General features: G+C 70.9%; 19 protein-coding genes. 13 read left to right on the forward strand and 6 right to left on the reverse strand.

All coding sequences use genetic code 11. From position 1 onward, the window contains the following. Positions 1-124: 124 nt before the first annotated feature. Positions 125-1,477, forward strand: coding sequence for a cation:dicarboxylate symporter family transporter (locus tag AC07F3_RS25340; RefSeq protein ID WP_479116724.1), 1,353 nt, complete (start codon positions 125-127; stop codon positions 1,475-1,477). Here the strand turns inward: AC07F3_RS25340 and AC07F3_RS25345 are convergent. The 3 genes from AC07F3_RS25345 to AC07F3_RS25355 all read right to left on the reverse strand — a co-directional run bounded on the left by AC07F3_RS25345 (position 1,470) and on the right by AC07F3_RS25355 (position 3,403). Continuing rightward, the gene (locus AC07F3_RS25345; protein WP_479116725.1) at positions 1,470-2,183 is read right to left on the reverse strand and encodes a hypothetical protein; all 714 of its coding nucleotides are present in this window, start codon (positions 2,181-2,183) and stop codon (positions 1,470-1,472) included. The genes AC07F3_RS25340 and AC07F3_RS25345 overlap by 8 nt on opposite strands. Before the next feature lie 65 nt (positions 2,184-2,248). Then, positions 2,249-2,701, reverse strand: coding sequence for a phospholipase (locus AC07F3_RS25350; protein ID WP_479116726.1), 453 nt, complete (start codon positions 2,699-2,701; stop codon positions 2,249-2,251). 138 nt (positions 2,702-2,839) lie between these two features. After that, positions 2,840-3,403, reverse strand: a complete 564-nt coding sequence (locus AC07F3_RS25355) for a TetR/AcrR family transcriptional regulator (protein WP_479117024.1) — start codon at positions 3,401-3,403, stop codon at positions 2,840-2,842. A 252-nt stretch (positions 3,404-3,655) separates the two neighbouring features. Between AC07F3_RS25355 and AC07F3_RS25360 the strand changes: the two genes are divergently transcribed. After that, entirely contained in the window at positions 3,656-5,299 is a 1,644-nt protein-coding gene (locus AC07F3_RS25360) for an MFS transporter (protein WP_479117025.1), read from the forward strand. Positions 5,300-5,303: 4 nt separating this feature from the next. Here AC07F3_RS25360 and AC07F3_RS25365 read toward each other — a convergent pair whose 3' ends face one another. After that, positions 5,304-6,170 (reverse strand): aldo/keto reductase, encoded by an 867-nt coding sequence (locus AC07F3_RS25365; RefSeq protein ID WP_479116727.1) that lies wholly within the window; start codon positions 6,168-6,170, stop codon positions 5,304-5,306. A gap of 1 nt (position 6,171) precedes the next feature. After that, positions 6,172-7,077 carry an NAD-dependent epimerase/dehydratase family protein gene (locus tag AC07F3_RS25370; protein ID WP_479116728.1) on the reverse strand — a complete coding sequence of 302 codons (906 nt, stop codon included), beginning with the start codon at positions 7,075-7,077 and terminating at the stop codon, positions 6,172-6,174. A gap of 77 nt (positions 7,078-7,154) precedes the next feature. Between AC07F3_RS25370 and AC07F3_RS25375 the strand changes: the two genes are divergently transcribed. The 7 genes from AC07F3_RS25375 (at position 7,155) to AC07F3_RS25405 (ending at position 12,925) form a co-directional block, all read left to right on the forward strand. After that, entirely contained in the window at positions 7,155-7,685 is a 531-nt protein-coding gene (locus AC07F3_RS25375; protein WP_479116729.1) for an Lrp/AsnC family transcriptional regulator, read from the forward strand. Positions 7,686-7,743: 58 nt separating this feature from the next. Then, positions 7,744-8,172 carry a MerR family transcriptional regulator gene (locus AC07F3_RS25380; RefSeq protein ID WP_479116730.1) on the forward strand — a complete coding sequence of 143 codons (429 nt, stop codon included), beginning with the start codon at positions 7,744-7,746 and terminating at the stop codon, positions 8,170-8,172. Beyond that, a complete protein-coding gene (gene trxA / locus AC07F3_RS25385) occupies positions 8,169-8,501 on the forward strand; it encodes a thioredoxin (protein ID WP_479116731.1) in 333 nt (110 codons plus the stop codon). Before AC07F3_RS25380 ends, trxA begins: the two co-directional genes overlap by 4 nt. A 174-nt stretch (positions 8,502-8,675) precedes the next feature. Then, on the forward strand, positions 8,676-10,907 hold the full coding sequence (locus AC07F3_RS25390) for a HelD family protein (RefSeq protein WP_479116733.1): 2,232 nt from the start codon (positions 8,676-8,678) through the stop codon (positions 10,905-10,907). A 153-nt stretch (positions 10,908-11,060) separates the two neighbouring features. Next, positions 11,061-12,293, forward strand: coding sequence for a helix-turn-helix domain-containing protein (locus AC07F3_RS25395; RefSeq protein ID WP_479116734.1), 1,233 nt, complete (start codon positions 11,061-11,063; stop codon positions 12,291-12,293). A gap of 81 nt (positions 12,294-12,374) precedes the next feature. Then, entirely contained in the window at positions 12,375-12,581 is a 207-nt protein-coding gene (locus tag AC07F3_RS25400) for a hypothetical protein (protein ID WP_365439956.1), read from the forward strand. Between the two features lie 134 nt (positions 12,582-12,715). Continuing rightward, a complete protein-coding gene (locus tag AC07F3_RS25405) occupies positions 12,716-12,925 on the forward strand; it encodes a DUF397 domain-containing protein (protein WP_479116736.1) in 210 nt (69 codons plus the stop codon). Positions 12,926-13,243: 318 nt separating this feature from the next. Here AC07F3_RS25405 and AC07F3_RS25410 read toward each other — a convergent pair whose 3' ends face one another. After that, entirely contained in the window at positions 13,244-14,314 is a 1,071-nt protein-coding gene (locus AC07F3_RS25410) for a LacI family DNA-binding transcriptional regulator (RefSeq protein ID WP_479117026.1), read from the reverse strand. A gap of 210 nt (positions 14,315-14,524) precedes the next feature. Here AC07F3_RS25410 and AC07F3_RS25415 point away from each other — a divergent pair, with 210 nt between their 5' ends. Genes AC07F3_RS25415 through AC07F3_RS25430 form a run of 4 tightly spaced genes read left to right on the forward strand, consistent with a single transcriptional unit; the run spans position 14,525 to position 18,970 of the window. Further along, entirely contained in the window at positions 14,525-15,820 is a 1,296-nt protein-coding gene (locus AC07F3_RS25415; protein ID WP_479116737.1) for an ABC transporter substrate-binding protein, read from the forward strand. Positions 15,821-15,836: 16 nt separating this feature from the next. After that, positions 15,837-16,796 carry a carbohydrate ABC transporter permease gene (locus tag AC07F3_RS25420; protein ID WP_479116738.1) on the forward strand — a complete coding sequence of 320 codons (960 nt, stop codon included), beginning with the start codon at positions 15,837-15,839 and terminating at the stop codon, positions 16,794-16,796. Continuing rightward, positions 16,796-17,668 (forward strand): carbohydrate ABC transporter permease, encoded by an 873-nt coding sequence (locus AC07F3_RS25425; protein WP_479116740.1) that lies wholly within the window; start codon positions 16,796-16,798, stop codon positions 17,666-17,668. The genes AC07F3_RS25420 and AC07F3_RS25425 overlap by 1 nt, the downstream gene beginning before the upstream one ends. 60 nt (positions 17,669-17,728) lie before the next feature. Then, the gene (locus tag AC07F3_RS25430) at positions 17,729-18,970 is read left to right on the forward strand and encodes a glycoside hydrolase 5 family protein (protein ID WP_479116741.1); all 1,242 of its coding nucleotides are present in this window, start codon (positions 17,729-17,731) and stop codon (positions 18,968-18,970) included. The last annotated feature ends 2 nt before the right edge of the window (positions 18,971-18,972 follow it).

An 18,972-nucleotide genomic window follows, 5' to 3' on the forward strand; every position in this document is an offset into this window, starting at 1 on the left:
CATGAACGAAATGCACGCAAGGGTGACCGGCGTCACAGTCTGCTGGATAGTCGCGGGGATCGCTGAATCGGCCATCGGGACATGGCCGAGCCGCAGCCGCAGCCGCTATCCAGGAGGAACCCCCGTGGCAGAGCCAGTCGCCCGCAGAGAGCGGACCCACTACCTCTACCTGGCCGTGATCGGTGCGGTGGTGCTCGGCATCATCGTGGGCTTCGCGGCGCCGGGGGTCGCCGTCGAGCTGAAGCCGATCGGCACCGGGTTCGTGAACCTGATCAAGATGATGATCTCGCCCGTCATCTTCTGCACGATCGTGCTGGGCGTCGGCTCCGTGCGCAAGGCGGCCAAGGTGGGCGCGGTGGGCGGCCTCGCCCTCGGCTACTTCCTGGTCATGTCGACGGTGGCGCTCGGCATCGGCCTGCTGGTCGGCAACGTTCTGGAGCCCGGCTCCGGCCTGCACCTGACCGAGGCGGCGCGGCACGCCGGGGCCAAGCAGGCCGCGGGCGCCAGCGAGTCGACGGCGGACTTCCTGCTCGGGATCATCCCGAAGACCATGGTGTCCGCCTTCACCGAGGGCCAGGTGCTCCAGACCCTCCTGATCGCCCTGCTCGCGGGCTTCGCCCTCCAGGCGCTCGGCTCGGCGGGACAGCCGGTGCTGCGCGGCGTCGAGCACATCCAGCGGCTCGTCTTCCGGATGCTGGCCATGGTGATGTGGGTGGCTCCGCTCGGCGCGTTCGGCGCGATCGCGGGGGTGGTCGGCGAGACCGGGGTGGACGCCCTCAAGGCCCTCGCGGTCATCATGATCGGCTTCTACGTCACCTGCGCCCTCTTCGTGTTCCTCGTCCTCGGCGCGATCCTGAGGCTGGTGACCGGAGTGAACATCTTCAGCCTCCTGAAGTACCTGGCCAGGGAGTTCCTGCTGATCCTGTCCACGTCCTCGTCCGAGTCGGCGCTGCCGCGGCTCATCGCCAAGATGGAGCACCTGGGCGTGAGCCGCTCGGTGGCCGGCATCACGGTGCCGACGGGGTACTCGTTCAACCTGGACGGCACCGCGATCTACCTGACGATGTCCTCGCTCTTCATCGCGAACGCGATGGGCAAGCCGCTGGGCGCGGGCGAGCAGATCTCCCTGCTCCTCTTCATGATCATCGCCTCGAAGGGCGCGGCGGGCGTCACCGGTGCGGGCCTGGCCACCCTGGCGGGCGGGCTCCAGTCGCACCGCCCCGAGCTGGTGGACGGCGTCGGTCTGATCGTGGGCATCGACCGCTTCATGAGCGAGGCGCGGGCGCTGACCAACTTCGCGGGCAACGCGGTGGCCTGCGTGCTCGTCGGCACCTGGACGAAGGAGATCGACAAGGCCCGGGTCGCCGAGGTCCTGGCCGGCCGCCTCCCCTTCGACGAGCGGATGCTGACGGCCGCGGAGACCGACGTCCCGGACCAGCGCGAGGAGGCGAAGCCGCCGTCCCCGGTGGCTACTTGAGGATGTTGACCGCCCGCGCGACGACCAGCACCACGGTCAGCAGCGACACGGCGGACTGGAGCATCATCAGCATCTTCGCCCACCGGTTCAGCGGCATGACGTCCGTCGGGCTGAACGCGGTGGCGTTGGTGAACGACAGGTACAGGTAGTCCGGGAAGGCCGGCTCCCAGTGGGGCGGGGCCAGTTCGGGGCTCTGCATTTGCGGGAAGAGGAAGTCGGGGTAGGCCCGCGTCGCCTGCATCCGGGCGAGCGGCCCGCCCCGGTCCCACTCCCAGTACCAGAGCGCGAAGACGATCACGTTGGTCAGCCAGATGCCGCCGCCCGTCACCAGCAGGGCGGCGGCATCGGCGCCTTCCTCGCCCCGGACGAGCCCGATCACGAGCCGCACCGCCGACCAGCCGTTGGCGGCGCTGATGCAGGCGATCAGCACGAGCCCGGCCGGCCGGTAGAGGCGGGAGGCCCGCTCGATGCGTACGGGGTTGGCGGCGATCAGCGCGACGAGGAGCGCGATCTCCAGGGCGGGCAGCAGCCACTCGGGGTGGATGGAGAGGCGCTCGGGCAGCAGCCACTGCAGGGCGACCGCGATGAGGACGGCCACGGTCGAGGCCCACCGCGACTCCCCCCGGGTGACCCGCAACCAGGCGGGCAGCGGCCGGTGCGCCGGGTCGTGCTCGGGCGCGGACTCGTCATGCGGTACGTGTGTCACGCAGGCCATGCTGCCGCCCTTGCCCGGGCGGAGGCGAGCCAGGGGGCCGGTCGCGTGGCGCGCGGTCAGCCGCCCAGGTTCTTCACCGCCTGGTAGTAGGTCCACGCCGTCCCGTCGCACGAGGTCTTCTTCACGCCGCCGTACGCGGCACAGACGCGCTTGAGGTCCTCGTACAGGGCGCTGTCCACGCGGGCCTTGTTGGCGGGGAACTGGCCCGCCGCCTTGTAGTTGCGGTAGCCGAAGTCGTGGCGGGCGCACGACAGCTTGAAGGGGAAGCCGAAGGGGTTGTCGGGGGAGTCCGAGCAGTAGTCCGTCGACCAGTCGAAGCCGTACGCGGACCAGCGGGACGGGTCGGTCCGCGCGGCCTGGAACGCGTTCGAGCTGCTCGCGCTGGTCTGGGTGAACGAGGCCAGCACCTGGGCCTTGTCGGCCGGGGCGGCCTGGGCCGGTGCGGTGGCGAGTGCGGCGGCGGCGAGGGCCGCGGTCGCGGTCGTGCTCAGGGCGGTACGACGGCGCATCCTGGAACTCCGTGGGGAGAGGGGCGGGTGACGTCCCGTCACTCTCGTCCCACGGGATAAACGTGTTCTATCGGCTTGCTACAGGCGGGCTCCAACCCCCGGCCGCGGGGCGGCCGTCGGGCGGGCGCCCGAGCGCGGTCAGCGGGGCAGTGCCGCCGCCACCACCTCGGCCGTGCGGTCCGCCGGGACCCCGGCCGAGAGCAGGAGGGTGGTCGCCGCCGAGGGGCCCGCGGCCGCGGCGGACAGGGCTCCCTCGTTGACGGCCTCCATCAGGCCGAACAGGGCCTGCTCGTGCACGTAGGCGAGGGCGGCCGGGGGCAGGGGTGAGGTGAACGCCCCGGTGCGCAGGCCGAGTTGGAGCAGATCCACGCACTCCTTGCGGACCGGGGCGAGGCGCTGCTTGATGCCCGCCATGGTGACGCTGCGCTGGGCCAGTGCGACCAGGAGGCGGTAGCGGTCGGCGATCTCCCACACCGCGAGGGTGGCCCGGGCCAGGGCCTCGGCCGGGTCGGTGACGCCCTCGCGCCCCTCGCGGTGCGCGTCGGCGACCGTCTCCGCCGCCTCGTCCACCAGTGCCGCGATCAGCGCGTCCCGGCTCGGGAAGTGCCCGTACACCGTGCGCCTGACGACGCCCGCGGCGCGGGCGATCTGGTCCATCGACGCGTCCGGGTCGCGGACCAGCTCGGCGAAGGCCACCTCCATGATGCGGCGGCGGTTCGCGTCGGCGCGGCCCCCCGAGGGGGCGGCAGGGGTAGCAGTCACAGCCCCATTTTGCACAGCGCCGTGCAGCGGCGTAAATTGCACAGCGGTGTGTATTTGCACATCCATGTGCAAGTAGATCTTCCCCGACGACCAGGGGCCGGAGGAAGCAAGACCTCCGGGCAAGGAAGCCGCAGCAAGGCACAGAAAGGGTGAGACGTCGTGGGTCTCGTCATCAACCAGCCCGTCGACACGATGGAGACGCCCTACCGAAGGCGCTGGTGGGCGCTGCTCGTGCTCTGCCTCAGTCTGCTGATCATCGTGATGGCGAACACCGCCCTCACCGTGGCCGCCCCCGACATGACCAAGGACCTCGGGCTCAGCAGCTCCGACCTCCAGTGGGTCATCGACGGCTACACCGTCCCGTACGCCGCGCTGATGCTGCTGCTCGGCGCGATCGGCGACAAGTACAGCCGCCGCGGCGCGCTCGTGCTCGGCCTGCTGGTCTTCGCGGGCGCGTCCGTGGCGGGCTCGCTCGTCGACAGCTCGACGGGGGTCATAGCCTCGCGCGCCGTCATGGGCGTCGGCGCCGCGCTGATCATGCCCGCGACCCTGTCGCTGCTCGCGTCGACGTTCCCGCGGGCCGAGCGCGCCAAGGCGATCCTGCTGTGGACCGCCACCGCCGGCATCGCCATCGCCGCGGGCCCGCTGGTCGCCGGGGCGCTCCTGGAGAACCACGGCTGGGCCTCCACGTTCCTCATCAACGTGCCGATCGCGCTGCTCGCGGTCGTCGGGGCGTTCGTCCTCGTACCGCCGTCCAAGGCCGCCCACCACGACCGGATCGACTACGTCGGCGGGCTGCTCTCCGTCGTCTCGGTGGGCGCGCTGGTCTACATGATCATTCAGGGCCCGCACTTCGGCTGGGACATCAAGGCGATCTCCGCCGCCGTCGTGGCCGGGCTCGGCTTCCTGGTCTTCGTGCTGTGGGAGCTGCGCCACCCGCGGCCCGTCCTGGACGTACGCCGCTTCGCGCACCGCATGTTCTCCGGCTCGCTGCTCGCCGTCGCGCTGTTCTTCCTCGCGGTCTTCGGCGCCTTCTACTACCTGACCCAGCACCTCCAGTTCGTGCTCGGCTACACCCCGCTGGAGACCGGCATCCGCATGCTGCCGCTGGCCGGCGCGGTCTTCGTGGGCTCCGCGCTCACCGGGTTCCTGACCCCGCGGCTCGGCATGAAGGTCACGGTCACCGCCGGCATGGTCGCCGGGACCGTCGCGCTCGCGCTGCTCACCCGGGTCGACTCCGGCTCCGGCTACGGTGACTTCCTCGCCCCGCTGATCATCCTCGGCGTGGCCATCGGACTCGCCCTCTCGCCCTGCACCGACGCCATCATGGGCGCCTTCCCGGAGGCCGAGCTGGGCGTCGGCGGCGCCGTCAACGACACCTCCCTGGAACTCGGCGGCTCGCTCGGCATCGCCATCCTCGGCTCGGTGCTCGCGAGCTCGTACTCCTCGCACCTCGCGGACGCCACCGCGGGCTCCAAGCTGCCCGCCTCGGCCCTCGCCACCGCGCAGGACTCGGTCGGCGCCGGATACGCCGTCGCCCAGGGCATCGGCGAGCAGGCCAAGCAGCTCGGCGCGCAGGCGCTGCACGCCGGCTCCCCCCAGCAGGCGGCCCAGCTCAAGGCCCAGGCCGAGCAGCTCGGCGCGGGAGCACAGCAGATGAGCCACGCGGTCGGCTCCGCCTTCTCGGACGCGGTCGCCCACACCAGCCTCATCGGCGCGGTGATCCTCGGCGTGGGCACCGTCCTGGTCGCCGTCCTCCTGCCGCGCCGCGGCAAGGGCGGGGCGGGGCAGGAGGAGGCTCGGCAGGAGTCGGAGCGCGCGTCCCTGTCGGTCTGACCGCTCAGGGCAGCAGGGCCAGTTCCTCCCCGGTCAGGACGAGATCGGCCGCGGCCGCCGAGTCCCGTATCGACTCGGGTCGGCTGGCCCCCGGGATCGGGATCAGCGTCGGCGACAGCGTCAACAGCCAGGCGAGGGCCACCTGTTGAGGGCTGACGCCTCGGGCCGCGGCCACCGTGTGGAACGCGGACCGGGGCGCGGCGCCGCCGGGCCCGTCGAGCGCGCTGCGCGAGATCCCGCCCAGCGGACTCCAGGGCAGATGGGCGAGCCCGAGCTCGGCGCAGAGCCGCAGCTCGGGCTCGCCGTCGCGCACGGCGGGCGAGTAGCGGTTCTGCACGGAGACCAGGAGGTCGCCCAGCACGCGTCGCGCCTCGTGGATCTGCCCGACGTCCACGTTCGAGACGCCGATCGCGCGGACCTTGCCCTCCCGCGCCAACTCACCGAGGACGCCCAGGGATTCGGCGAACGGGACGTCCGGATCGGGCTTGTGCAGCTGGTAGAGGCCGATCGCCTCCACGCCGAGCCGCTTCAGGGACGCCTCGGCCGCCCGCCGCAGATGACCCGGGTCGCCGTTCACCGTCCAGCCGCCGTCGTCGGTGCGCCCCCGGCCGCCCTTGGTGGCGACCAGCACGTGATCGGTGGCGCCGCCGTACGAGGCGAGGGCGCGGGCGACGAGCAGCTCGTTGTGGCCCGGCTCGCCGCCGGGCGCGTAGTAGGAGTCGGCGGTGTCGATGAGTGTGATGCCCGCGTCGAGCGCGGCGTGCACGGTCGCGACGGCCCGCGCCTCGTCCGGCCGCCCCTCGATCGACAGCGGCATCGCCCCATAGCCGACCGCCGAGACCTCGTACGGTCCAAGTGTTCTCGTCCGCATGTCAGTTGGCTCCTGTCGTCTCGGCCACGGCGCGTGCCAGCCAGTCGTCGGTGTGGGAAAAGGTGAAGCCCAGCGATGCGGCGCGGGAGGTGTCCATCGCGTAGGAGCGGGCGAAGGAGAACGGCGAGACCGTCCCGACCTCCACCGGCTGGTAGCGGACCGGGTGGTGGTCGCCGCCCAGCGCGTCGGCGACCGCCGCCACGATGTCCTCGGTGGTGAGCGGCCCGTGCGACGCCGCGTTCACCGGCCCGGTGAAGCCCTGCCGGGTCACCCAGAACAGGAACGCGGCGATCTCCTCGACGTCGATGTAGGTCGCCGGGCGGTTGGGCACGGCCACGGCGACCGGCTCGCCGGTGCGCAGGCGGTCCGCGTAGTGGGTGAGCCGCCCGGTGAAGTCGTCGGCGCCGCCCAGGACATGGGCCACCCGCACCGCGACGTACGGGAAGGCCGGAGCGGCGGCGAACACCGCCTCCGCCTGGCGCTTGCCCTCGCCGTAGTGCAGCCCGATGAACTCGGGCTCCTGCCAGGGGAGTTCGGGCGTGACGATCACGGTGCGCGGGTCGAGGACGTGCTCGCCGAGCGGCTCGGCCGAGTCCTCGTACTCGTACACCTCGACCGTCGACGTCATGACGTAGCGCGCGGTGCGGCCGGTGAAGACGCGGCGGGCGACGGCCGCCTGGCGCGGGGTGTAGCAGACCTGGTCGACCACCACGTCGAAGGTCCGGTCGCCGAGCGCCGCCACGAGCGAGGCCTCGTCGTCCCGGTCGGCGATCAGCTGCACGACGCCCGGTGGCGGTGGCGACGAGCCGCGGTTCAGCACGGTCACCCGGTCACCGGCGGCGAGCAGCCGTGCGATGAGCCGCTTGCCGAAGTAGCGGTTCCCTCCGATGACCAGCACCTCGCGCATGTCCTCAATTCCCTTCCCACCTGCGGTTTCTCGGCTACCAGTGTTACGTTGGCGGCCCGTGGACTGAAGGGGGAAACATGGGAGATCTCGCCGCCGTGCCAAAAGAACCACGGCATTCGCGCGCCGCCGCCAACGATTCGTCAGGGGGCTTCGATCAGGTCGACCGCCAGCTCCTCGACGTCGTCCAGCGGGAGGGTCGGATCAAGCTCAGCGAGCTGGGCCGGCGGGTCCGGCTGAGCCCGGCCGCCGTGACCGAGCGGCTGCGGCGCCTGGAGAGCAGCGGGGCGATCACCGGGTACGGGGCGCGGGTCGACCCCGCCCGGCTCGGCTACGGCATCCAGGCCTTCATCCGGGTCAGCCCGCACGGCGGCTACAACCTCAAGCACCCCAGGACCCTGGAGCTGATGGAGCGCCCGGAGATCACCGAGGTGCACCACGTGGTGGGCGAGGACTGCTGGATCATCAAGGTGGCCGTCGCCGACACGATCCACCTGGAGGAGATCCTGGAGCAGACCTCGGCGCTCGGCCGCACGACCACGTCGATCGTGCTCTCGTCGCCGGTGGGCGGCCGCGAGGGAAAGCCGCTGTTGCCACCGGCCCGGGGCTGAGCCGCCCGCCGCCCCGCCCCTTGCCCTGACGTCGGCGTCAAGGATTACCGTCCTCGTCATGCGCATCGGCGAACTCGCGGCCCGGGCGGGCACGACCACCCGCACGCTTCGGTACTACGAGTCGCGCGGCCTGCTGGCCGCGCGGCGCACGGCCAACGGCTACCGGACGTACGACGAGTCCGACCTGCGGCTGCTCCAGCAGATCAGGACGTTGCAGGACTTCGGCTTCGAGCTGGAGGAGACCCGTCCGTTCGTGGAGTGCCTGCGGGCCGGCCATCCGGCCGGAGACACCTGCCCGGCGTCGCTCGCGGTGTACCGCCGCAAGCTGGCCGAGCTCGACGCGCTGATCGACCAACTCGGCTCCGTACGCGCCCAGGTCGGGGCGGAACTGGCGCGGGCCGAGGTGATGGCGGCGGCGCGGGTTCCGGGCGGCCCGGAGCCGCGCTGCGAGTTGAGCCCGCCGACAACTGAGGGGATGACGCAATGATCAAGGCAGCAGGCGTGGACGAGGTCACCGACGCGACCTTCGACGCCGAGGTGAGCAAGGCCGCGCTTCCGGTCCTGGTGGAGTTCACGGCCGACTGGTGCGGGCCGTGCCGGCAGATCGCGCCCGTGCTGAGCGCGCTGGCGGCCGAGGAGGCGGACCGGCTGAAGATCGTCCAGCTCGACGTGGACACCAACCCGGAGACGACGGCGAAGTACGGAGTCCTGTCGATGCCCACCCTGATGGTCTTCCGGTCCGGCGAACCGGTGAAGGCGATGGTGGGCGCCCGCCCCAAGCGGCGGCTGCTCCAAGAGCTCGAAGACGTGATCTGACGCGGCCCGGCACCGGCCGATTTCGCCGGGGCCCGAACGAGCCGGCAAAGAGAATGCCCCGGATGAATTGACATCCGGGGCATTCCCCTGCGTATATTTGGTGTTTCATGTCTTCAGGCATACCAAAGTCATGAAGAAGCCTTATGGAAGCACTGTATCGCGTCAGGAGTGGAATTGTCAACCGAGGAATTTCGGAAGGAACAGCAATTCATCACGGACCTCTACACCCGTCTCGACGAGCTGCGCGATCAGGCCGAGGCCGCGGTGCGGTCGGCGTTGTCGCAGGTGGGCACCGGTCTTCAGGCCCGTCTTGAGCGGGATGTGATGGTGGCCGAGCAGTCCGGGCTGCTCGGCGCGCTCAACGCGGGCGAGAACGGGCTGTGCTTCGGTAGGCTGGATTTCCGGGACGGCACGACGCATCATGTCGGGCGCATCGGAATCCGCAGGAATGACCGGGAACGCACCCCCGTGGTGATCGACTGGCGGGCCGAAGTCGCCCGGCCCTTCTATCTCGCCACCGGGCATTCACCGATGGGATTGCGGCGCAGGCGGCACATCACCACCGAGGGCCGCACCGTCACCGCGCTCCACGACGAGCTCCTGGACCTGACGGACGCCGAGCGCACCGGGCACGAGGGTGCCAACGCCGACGAGGTGCTGCTCGCCGCGCTCGACGCCGCCCGCACCGGCCGGATGCACGACATCGTCCAGACCATCCAGGCCGAGCAGGACCGCATCATCCGCGCCCCGCACCGCGGGGTGCTCGTCGTCGAGGGCGGTCCCGGCACCGGCAAGACCGTCGTCGCGCTGCACCGGGCGGCGTATCTCCTGTACGAATACCGGGAGTTGCTCGCCCGGCGGGCCGTGCTCGTCGTCGGGCCCAACCCGGCGTTCCTCGGCTACATCGGCGACGTGCTGCCCTCGCTCGGCGAGACCGGGGTGCTCCTGTCGACCCTGTCCGAGCTGTTCCCCGGCGTGCACGCGACCGGCACCGACACCCCCGAGGCGGCCGAGGTCAAGGGCCGCGCCGCCATGGCCGAGGTGCTCGCGGCCGTCCTGCGCGACCGCCAGACCGTGCCCGAGCGGGCCGTCGAGATCCCGCACGACGGATACGGCACGCTCCAGCTCGACCGGGCGATGGCGGAGGACGCCCGGTGGCGGGCGCGCGAGAGCGGCCTGCCGCACAACCTGGCCCGGCCGCACTTCGCCTTCCACGTCATCGACGCGCTCACCGCGCAACTCGTGGAACGCATCGGCGCCGACCCCTTCGGCGGGTCGAACCTCCTGGGACCCGACGACGCCGCCCAGATGGGCAAGGAGATCGCCACCAGCCGCGAGGTGCACGCGGCGATCGAGGAGCTCTGGCCGACCCTGACGCCCGAGGGGTTCGTGGCGGACTTCCTGGCCGAGCCCACCCATATCCCGGACGCAGACGCCAAGTTGATCCGGCGCGAGGGCGGCGCGTGGACGCCCGGCGACGTGCCGCTGCTCGACGAGGCGGCCGAGCTGCTCGGCGAGGACGACAGCGCGGCCCGGGCCGCCGCCGAGGCCGAACGCCAGGAGCGGATCGCCTACGCGCAGGGCGTGCTCGACCTCTCGGCCGGCTCGGAGTCGTACGAGTTCGAGGACGAGGAGTCCGAGGTGCTCGCCGCGCACAACATCATCGACGCCGAGCGGATGGCCGAGCGGCACGAGGAGGCCGACCACCGCAGCGCGGCCGAGCGGGCGGCGGCGGACCGGACCTGGGCGTTCGGCCACATCATCGTCGACGAGGCGCAGGAGCTCTCGGCGATGGCCTGGCGGCTGCTCATGCGGCGCTGCCCGACCCGTTCGATGACGCTGGTCGGCGATCCCGCGCAGACCGCGGACGCGGCGGGCGTCGGCTCCTGGGAGCGGATCCTCTCGCCGTACGTGGCGGCCGACAGCTGGGACCACGTACGCCTCGGCGTCAACTACCGCACCCCTGCCGAGATCATGGAGGTCGCGGCCGAGGTGTGCCGGGCCGCCGACCCGTCCTTCGTGCCGCCCAGCTCGGTGCGGTCCACCGGCGTGCGGCCCTGGGCCCGGCGCGTCGACTCCACCGCCCTCGCCCCTGCGGTGGCGGAATCCGTGGCGGCCTGGCGGGGCGCGGGACGCCTCGCCGTGATCGCCCCGGGTCCCCTGCACGCCCCGCTCCTCGCGGCCCTGCCCGACGCGGAGTCCGGCGCCACGCCCGACCTGACCCGGGACGTCGTGCTGCTCGACCCGCGTCAGGCGAAGGGCCTGGAGTTCGACGCCGTGCTGGTGGTCGAGCCGGGGGAGTACGGGGTGAGCGACCTGTACGTCGCGCTCACCCGGGCGACGCAGAGGCTGGGGGTGCTGTACTCGGGGGAGTTGCCGGGGGCGCTGGGTGGGCTGGGCGTCTGATTCCTTCCCTGTAATGGGGCGCGGCGGTCTGGGGGAGCTTCCCGCAGGCCGCTCCGGGGTTCGTCCAGTGAGCCGGATCATCGCCCATGACCGGTCCCGTTTCCGCGCGTAGGCTGAGCTGTAGTGACTGCTGCTCATCCCATGGGGGTGTCCGTGTCTGAGTCCCTTCCGGCCGACCTGACGACCGGCGAACGTATCCAGCTACTGCGCGAGCGTCGTGGAATGACTCGCCCGGTGCTTGCCGGTCTCTGTGGCCGGGGGCCCGACTGGCTCAAGAACATCGAGAAGGACAAACGGCCACTTCGCGACCACGGCCTGCTCGTTCGCCTGGCTTCCGCTCTGAAGGTGTCGGACCTGTCGGTACTGACCGGCGGACAGTCCGTTCCGGTGGATGCGTCCGCTCGGCTCATGCTGCCGACGGCGAGCGGCATCCGGGATGTCGTGCGGGGCCCGCTGTTCGCCCCCGGCCCGTCCGATGAGCCGCCGAACCTGGACGTACTTGAGGGGCGGCTGCGGGCGGCTTGGCGGCTCTGGCACTCGTCACGGTTCCAGCGCTCGGAAGTCTCGGCATTGCTGCCGGACCTGATCCGCGATGCCCAGACGATGACGCGGCAGTTCGAGGGAGCAGAACGGCGCAGGGCGTACGCCGTGCTCGCCGACGTGTACCACCTGGCTCAGCAAGCTACGGCGTACGGCGTTGAGGCGGAGTTGTACTGGATCATCGCGGATCGGGGCAGGACGGCCGCGCAAGACGCTGATGACCCGCTGTCGCTCGCCGGGGCTGCTTGGGCGTTCGGCAACGGGCTCCGGGAGACCGGCTACTCCGAGGAAGCCATTCGAGTCGTCGAGGAAGCCGCTGAGGCCGTGCGACCTCAACTCGAGGGCGGGTCAGATGAGTTGCGTGGAGTGTTCGGCGCCCTGCATCTGCACGCCGCTGTGACGTGCGCTCGTGAGGGGCGCGAGGGTGACGCCTGGCGACACTGGGACGAGGCGGACAAAACGGCCGACCGACTCCCGGATGGGTACGTACAGGAGTGGACTGTGTTCGGCCGTGGCAACACCGACTTCCACGCGGTGAGCATCGGGGTGGACCTCCGCACGCCGGGCTCGGCGCTGAACCGTGCCGAATCCATCGACCTGGAGACGGTGCCCAGCGTGGAGCGCCGGGCGCGGGTGCTGGTCGAGCTGGCCCGTGCGCAACGACAGCGGAGGGACCAGGCGGGGGCACTGCACTGGATGGGCAGGGCGTTCAAGTCCTCGCCGGAAACGGTTCGCTACACCCCGTCGGCACGCGGACTGGTCGCGGATCTGGCGAAGGACACCCGAGGCCCGCTCAAGACCGACGCCCTCCAACTCGCCGAGGCGGTAGGGGTGCTGGCCGCCTAGGGGGTCAACCTGTCCCCACGCTCGACTCACCGTCGCTCTAGCGTTTCTGGCTCGCGACGCAAGAAGGGACGGCGAGACGACATGAGCAGCAGACGGTTCGCGGTGGACCACGAAACGGAGACCATCGGCGAGATCGTGGCCGAGTACGAGGGGTCCGTGTACCTCCGTCCGCCCGGTGGTGGCACCGAATGGAGTGCGCCGCCGGACCGGGTACGGCCCTGTACCGAGGCGGAGTTGCGTAGTGCGCGGGTGCTCTCGACACGCGTCGTCGCCTTCCCGTGGGCGTAACCGAATCCTTGCCCCGGTGGACCCGTACGCCGACCGCTCGGCGCATGGGACCGCCCGGACGTATGGACCGGGAGCGGGGTCGTACGACGGGGCGGGGACCGCTTCTCCGCACGCAGAGCGAAGGGATAGTGACCATGACTGAACACCCTGCATTCGAGTTCGTCGGCATCACCGCGTGCCGCCCTCGTACGCAGAACAATTGTCCCGAGGTGGCGGTCAACGTGCCCGGCACGGTGGCCTTCCGCGACAGCGCCGAGCCGGACACCGTCGTTACGATGACCGCCGAGTCCTGGGAGTTGTTCACTCGTGCCGTGAAGGCCGGGGAGTACGACATCACGGCCTGACCTGAGGGGTCGAGCATGCAGGAGTGCCCGCGCTGTCATGCCGCGTGCGAGACGGACCCGGAGACCGGGTGGGCCTTCTGTCTGCCGTGCGGCGAGCCGGTCTCCCCTCCGCGACCCCAGCCGTGCCCGGGGCCGCAACCGTGGAAGGGCCGCGCCACACAGCTTCCGTATCGGCCCCGGAAACACTGACGTGTACCCGACGCCCCGTCCATCTGCCGATCCAACCCGGTCATGGGCGGGGCTCCGGGCGTTCGAAGTCGGCTCGACGGCAGCACGGCTGCCGAGCCTCCCGTGCCGCTGGCAGGGCAGCCCCACCCTCTAAGCGGGCGGCGGCGCCGTGCTCTCGCGGGGCTGGAGGCGGGGGAGTGGGTCCTGGAGTTGGCGGGGGGTGCCGCCGTCCAGGAGGTCGAGGAGCTGGGCCGCCGCCCGGTGGCCGAACTCGTCCGCCTTGCGGACCAGCGCGGTCAGTTGGGGATGCAGCGTGTGGCAGATGACGGAGTCCTCCCAGGACACCACCGACACGTCCCGCGGAATGAGCAGCCCCCGCTCGGCCGCGACGCTGACCGCCGCCACCGCCATGACCTCGTTGTCGCAGATGAGGGCCGTGGGCGGGGTGGGCGCGGAGAACAGGCGGCGGGCCGCCTTGGCGCCCTGGCGGTCCGTGAAGTCCGTCGTCACGGAGACCGCGTGCTCCAGGCCGAGGCGCCGCGCCGCCGCCCGCAGCGAGGCGATCCGGCGCGCCGTGTGGGCGAAGCCCGGCGTACCGGCGATGTGACCGATGCGGCGGTGGCCGAGCCCGTACAGGTGGCGGACGATCAGGTCCATCGCGCCCGAGTCGTCGGCCCAGATGTTGGAAAGGCGTGCCTGGCGCGGGAGTTGGGGCGCGCCCGGGTTGCCCGGCGCCTCCATGCCGCCGATGATCACGGCCGGCAGGCCGAGCACCGCGAGGGTCTCGGGGCGCGGGTCCGACACCCGGGGGTCGACCACGATCACGCCGTCGACCCGCCCCTCCGCCCACCAGCGCCGGTAGAGCTCGCACTCCGCCTCGACGTCGTCGACCATCTGGAACACCAGCGCCTGGTCGCGCGGGGCGAGGCTCGCCTGGATGCCCGAGACGAGCTGGAGGAAGAACGACTCCCCGCCCAGGCTGTCCGCCGGGCGGGCCAGCACCATGCCGATCGCGCCCGCGTTCTCGCCGGAGAGCGCCCGCGCGGCGGAGCTGGGCCGCCAGCCGAGCCGGTCCGCGACCCGTATGACCCGGCGGCGGGTCGAATCGGACACGCCGGGGCGGTTGTTGAGCGCGAAGGAGACCGCGCTCGTGGACACCCCGGCCTCTCTGGCCACGTCTTTCATGGTCGGACGGCGGGGCGGCGGCGCATCGCTTTCGATCTCGCTCATGCGCAGATGGTAACGCGGTTTAGTGATCCACGACTAAACCGCGTTAGTCGCTCGGGAATTTTCGGGACTTTAGTCCTTTTTAGCGCCGCTGACCTGGCTGTTTAGTTATTCCAGTCGTTTATTCGGTATTGACGGCCAATAAATGCGCGCTGCATGGTGTGCGGCAACGTCATCGGGACGAGGCGAAGGAGTCAGCCACTCATGTCCATTCATCGCAGTGTCGCGATCCGGACGGCCGTCGGGCTCGGCGCGGCCCTCTCGCTCACCCTGCTCACCGCGTGCGGGGGCGGCGGGGGCGGTGCGGGTTCCTCCACCGACGGCAAGGTCGAGGGCGAGATCAAGTTCCAGACCTGGAACCTCCGCGCCAACTTCAAGGACTACTTCGAAGGCGTCATCAAGGACTTCGAGAAGGCGAACCCCGGCGCCAAGGTGAAGTGGGTCGACCAGCCCGCCGACAACTACGCCGACAAGCTGAGCGCCGACGCCACCGCGGGCACCCTCCCCGATGTCGTGAACCTCTCCCCGGACCTCGCCTATCCGCTCGCCAAGGCGGGCACCCTGCTCAACCTGGACAAGGACAAGGTCGCCGCCAAGTTCAAGCCCGAATACCTGGACGGCGCCTGGCAGGGCTTCGGCATGCCGGGGCTCGACGGCTCGTACGCGTTCCCCTGGTACCTGAACACCGGCCCGCTCTTCTACAACAAGTCGATGTTCAAGGACGCCGGACTCGACCCGGAGAAGGCGCCCAGGACCTTCGACGAACTCTTCGCGGACGCCACGCAGTTGGCCGCCAAGGGCAAGGCCACCCTCGCGCAGCCGCCGACCGTCGAGGACTTCGGTCGCTACGGGGTCGAGATCATGAGCAAGGACGGCACGAAGTTCACCTTCAACGACGCCAAGGGCGTCGAGTTCCTGACGAAGTACCAGACGATGTTCAAGGAGGGCGGGCTGCACAAGCAGGCGCTGACCCTCACCGCCGAGACGGCCGGGCAGAAGTTCCTCCAGCAGGAGGTCGCCATGAACCCGGGCAGCGCCCACGACCTCGACACCTTCAAGAAGAACGCCCCGACGCTCTACAACAGCCTCGGCATCACCGACGTACCGACCAACACCGGCAAGCAGAACATGTACCTCCAGGGTCTCTCGGTCAACTCCCAGAGCAAGAACGCCGCGACCGCCCTCGCCTTCGCGCACTTCGTCACCGACCAGAAGAACCAGGAGGACTTCGGCCACAAGGTCGCCGTCTTCCCCAGCACCAAGGGCTCGCTCGACAAGGAGTACTGGACCAAGGCCGACGGCACCGAGGAGGGCAAGATCCGGGTCGCCTCGGCCAGGATGCTGCCGACCGCCGTCAACTACACGCCGGTGCTGTTCAGCGACGAGATGAAGACGATCCTGCGCAACGAGATCGCCAAGTGCCTCCAGGGCAAGGAGTCCCCGAAGGAGGCCCTGGACAGCGCGGCGAGCCAGATGACCAAGCTGCTCCAGCAGAAGTGACCCGGCGGAACGAGACATGAGCACCTCCACCCCGGCCGTCGCCGCGAAGGGGGCCGCGAGCCGCCCGCGCACCGCCGCCCCCGGCCGGCGCGCGGGCCGCGCCACCGCCCGTACGCACCGGGCCCTCAGCCCCTGGCTGTTCCTGGCCCCCGGCCTCCTGGTCACCCTCGCCTTCAACCTCTACCCGTTCCTCGCCACGGTGTGGAAGTCGTTCACCGACGCCCGCACCCTGACCACCGGCAGCTTCGTCGGCCTCGACAACTTCACCGCGCTCCTGCACGACGACCAGTTCTGGGTCGCCCTGCGCAACAGCGCCCTGTACGTGGTCCTGGTCGTGCCCTGCCTGGTCTTCCTGTCGCTGCTGCTCGCCCTCCTGGTGCAGCGGCACATCCCCGGCATCGCCTTCTTCCGGTCCGCCTACTACACGCCGGTCGTCGCCTCCGTGGTGGTCGTCGCGCTGATGTGGGTGTGGATGCTGGACGACCGCGGCTTCATCAACGGCGTCCTGCGCATGGTGGGCGTCGACCCGGTGCCGTTCCTGTCCGACCAGTGGCTGCTGCTGCTCAGCTCGATGGCCCTGACGGTGTGGAAGGGCCTCGGCTACTACATGATCATTTACCTCGCGGCGCTCGCGAACGTACCCAAGGAGCTGCACGAGGCCGCCGAGGTCGACGGCGCCGGGCCCGTCCGCCGCTTCGTGTCCATCACCATGCCGTCCGTGCGCTCGACGATGGTCCTGGTCGGCGCGCTCTCCGCGGTCTCCGCCTTCAAGGTCTTCACCGAGGTCTTCATGATCGCCGGGCCGACCGGCGGACCCGGCGGCGCCGACACCACGCTCGTCATGCTCATCCAGCGGGCCGGCACCGGCCTCCAGGGCCGCACCGGCTACGCCTCGGCCATGTCGATCGTGCTGTTCCTGCTGACCCTGGTCCTGATGCTCCTCGTGCTGCGGGCCGACCGGAAGGACAAGGACTGATGGCCGCCGCCGCTTCCCCCGCCGCTCCCGCCCGGCCCCGCCGCGGCCGTGTGCCCCGCTGGCGCACCGCCCTGCGGTACGTGACGCTCACGGCCGTCCTGCTGATCATGATCGGCCCGTTCCTGTGGCAGCTGTCCACCTCGCTCAAGGGCACCACCGAGGACATCTACACCTCGCCGCCCCGACTGCTGCCCGAGCACCCCACCTTCGCCAACTACCGGGGCGTCGCGGACATCATCCCGGTCTGGGACTTCATCCTGAACTCCCTGAAGGTCGCCGTCAGCAACGTGGCGACCAACGTCGTCGGCGCCGCGATGGCCGGATACGCGCTCTCCCGGCTCCGCTTCAGGGGCCGCGCCGCCGCCGGGGTCGTCTTCGTGCTCGCCCTGCTGGTGCCGATGGAAGCGATCATGCTGGCCCAGTTCGCCACCATGCGCACGCTGGAGCTCAACAACACCCTGGTCGCCGTGGTGCTGCCCGGCTGCATCGGCGCGATGAACGTGCTCCTGATGCGCAACGCCTTCGACAACATCCCGTACGAGATCGAAGAGGCGGCCATCGTCGACGGCGCCAACGTGTGGCAGCGCTTCACGCGCATCGCGCTGCCCGCCGTGAAGGGCACCCTCGCGGTCGTCGCGATCTTCTCCTTCATGGGCGCCTGGGACGACTTCCTGTGGCCCCTGATCGTGCTGTCCGACTCCGACCACTTCACGCTCACCGTCGGCCTGAACTTCCTCCAGGGCACGTTCTCGAACAACCAGCGCGTGGTCGCGGCGGGCACCATCATCGCCGTCGCTCCGCTGATCGTGATGTTCGCCTGCCTCCAGCGGTTCTTCTTCCGCGGGGTCGGTGAGGGCGCGGTCAAGGGATAGCCCGCGGTCACCGGACCGACGTCAACCCACCCGTCGCAGAACTACCTTGGAGCTCATCCCATGGCAGCCCCGCGCTTCGGCGTCAACTACACGCCCAGCCAAGGCTGGTTCCACCACTGGCTCGACTACGACCCCGACGCGGTGCGGGCCGACCTCGACTCGATCGCCGCGCTCGGCCTCGACCACATACGGGTCTTCCCGCTGTGGCCCTACTTCCAGCCCAACCGGGCCCTGATCCGGCCCCGCGCGGTCGAGCAGCTGGTCGACCTCGCGGACGCCGCCGCCGAACGCGGTCTCGACGTCAACGTCGACGGCCTTCAGGGGCACCTGTCGAGCTTCGACTTCCTGCCCGCCTGGACCCGCACCTGGCACCGCCGCAACCTGTTCACCGACCCCGAGGTGCTCGACGGGCAGGCCGCCTATCTGCGCACCCTGGCCGCCGCCCTCGCCGACCGGCCCAACTTCATCGGCATGACGCTGGGCAACGAGGTCAACCAGTTCTCCGCGGGCCCCCACCCCGACCCCGACCGGGCCACCGAGGCCGAGGTCGACCGGTGGCTGGAGCGGATGCTGGCGGCCTGCGAGGAGGGCGCGCCCGGCAGGCTGCATCTGCACGCCGAGTACGACGCGTGCTGGTACCAGGACGACATGCCCTTCACCCCGGCCCAGGCCGCCCGGCGCGGCGCGGTCACCGCCGTCCACTCCTGGGTCTTCAACGGCACCGCGCAACGCCACGGCCGCCGGTCGGTGGCGACCGAGCACCACGCCGCGTACCTGATCGAGCTGTCCAAGGCCTGGGCCGCCGACCCGCACCGCCCGGTCTGGCTCCAGGAGGTCGGCGCCCCGGCCCCGCTGGTGCCGCCCGCGCACGCCGCCGCCTTCACCGGGGCGACGGTCGAGAACGCCCTGGACTGCCCGGACCTGTGGGGCATCACCTGGTGGTGCTCCCACGACGTCTCGCGCGACCTGGCCGACTTCCCCGAACTCGAATACGGGCTCGGCTTGTTGACCAACGACCGGCGCCCCAAGGACACCGCCCAGGTGCTCGCCCGGACCGCCGCCGCATTCCGTGACGGCGTACGCGCCTACGCCCCCGCGCCCCGCACCACCGCCCTCGTCGTGCCGGACGACCCCGCCGCCCGCTCCGGGTGCGCCCCGGGCGGTCCCGTCTTCGAGGCGTTCTTCCGGCTCACCGCCGACGGCGCCCGCCCCACCACCGTCCTCGCACCCCGCGCCGACGACCGCGCGCACCTCGCCGCGCGCGGCATCACCGAAGTCGTCACCCCCGACCAGGTCCGGTAACG

The sequence above is a fragment of the Streptomyces sp. NPDC045846 genome (assembly GCF_056431605.1).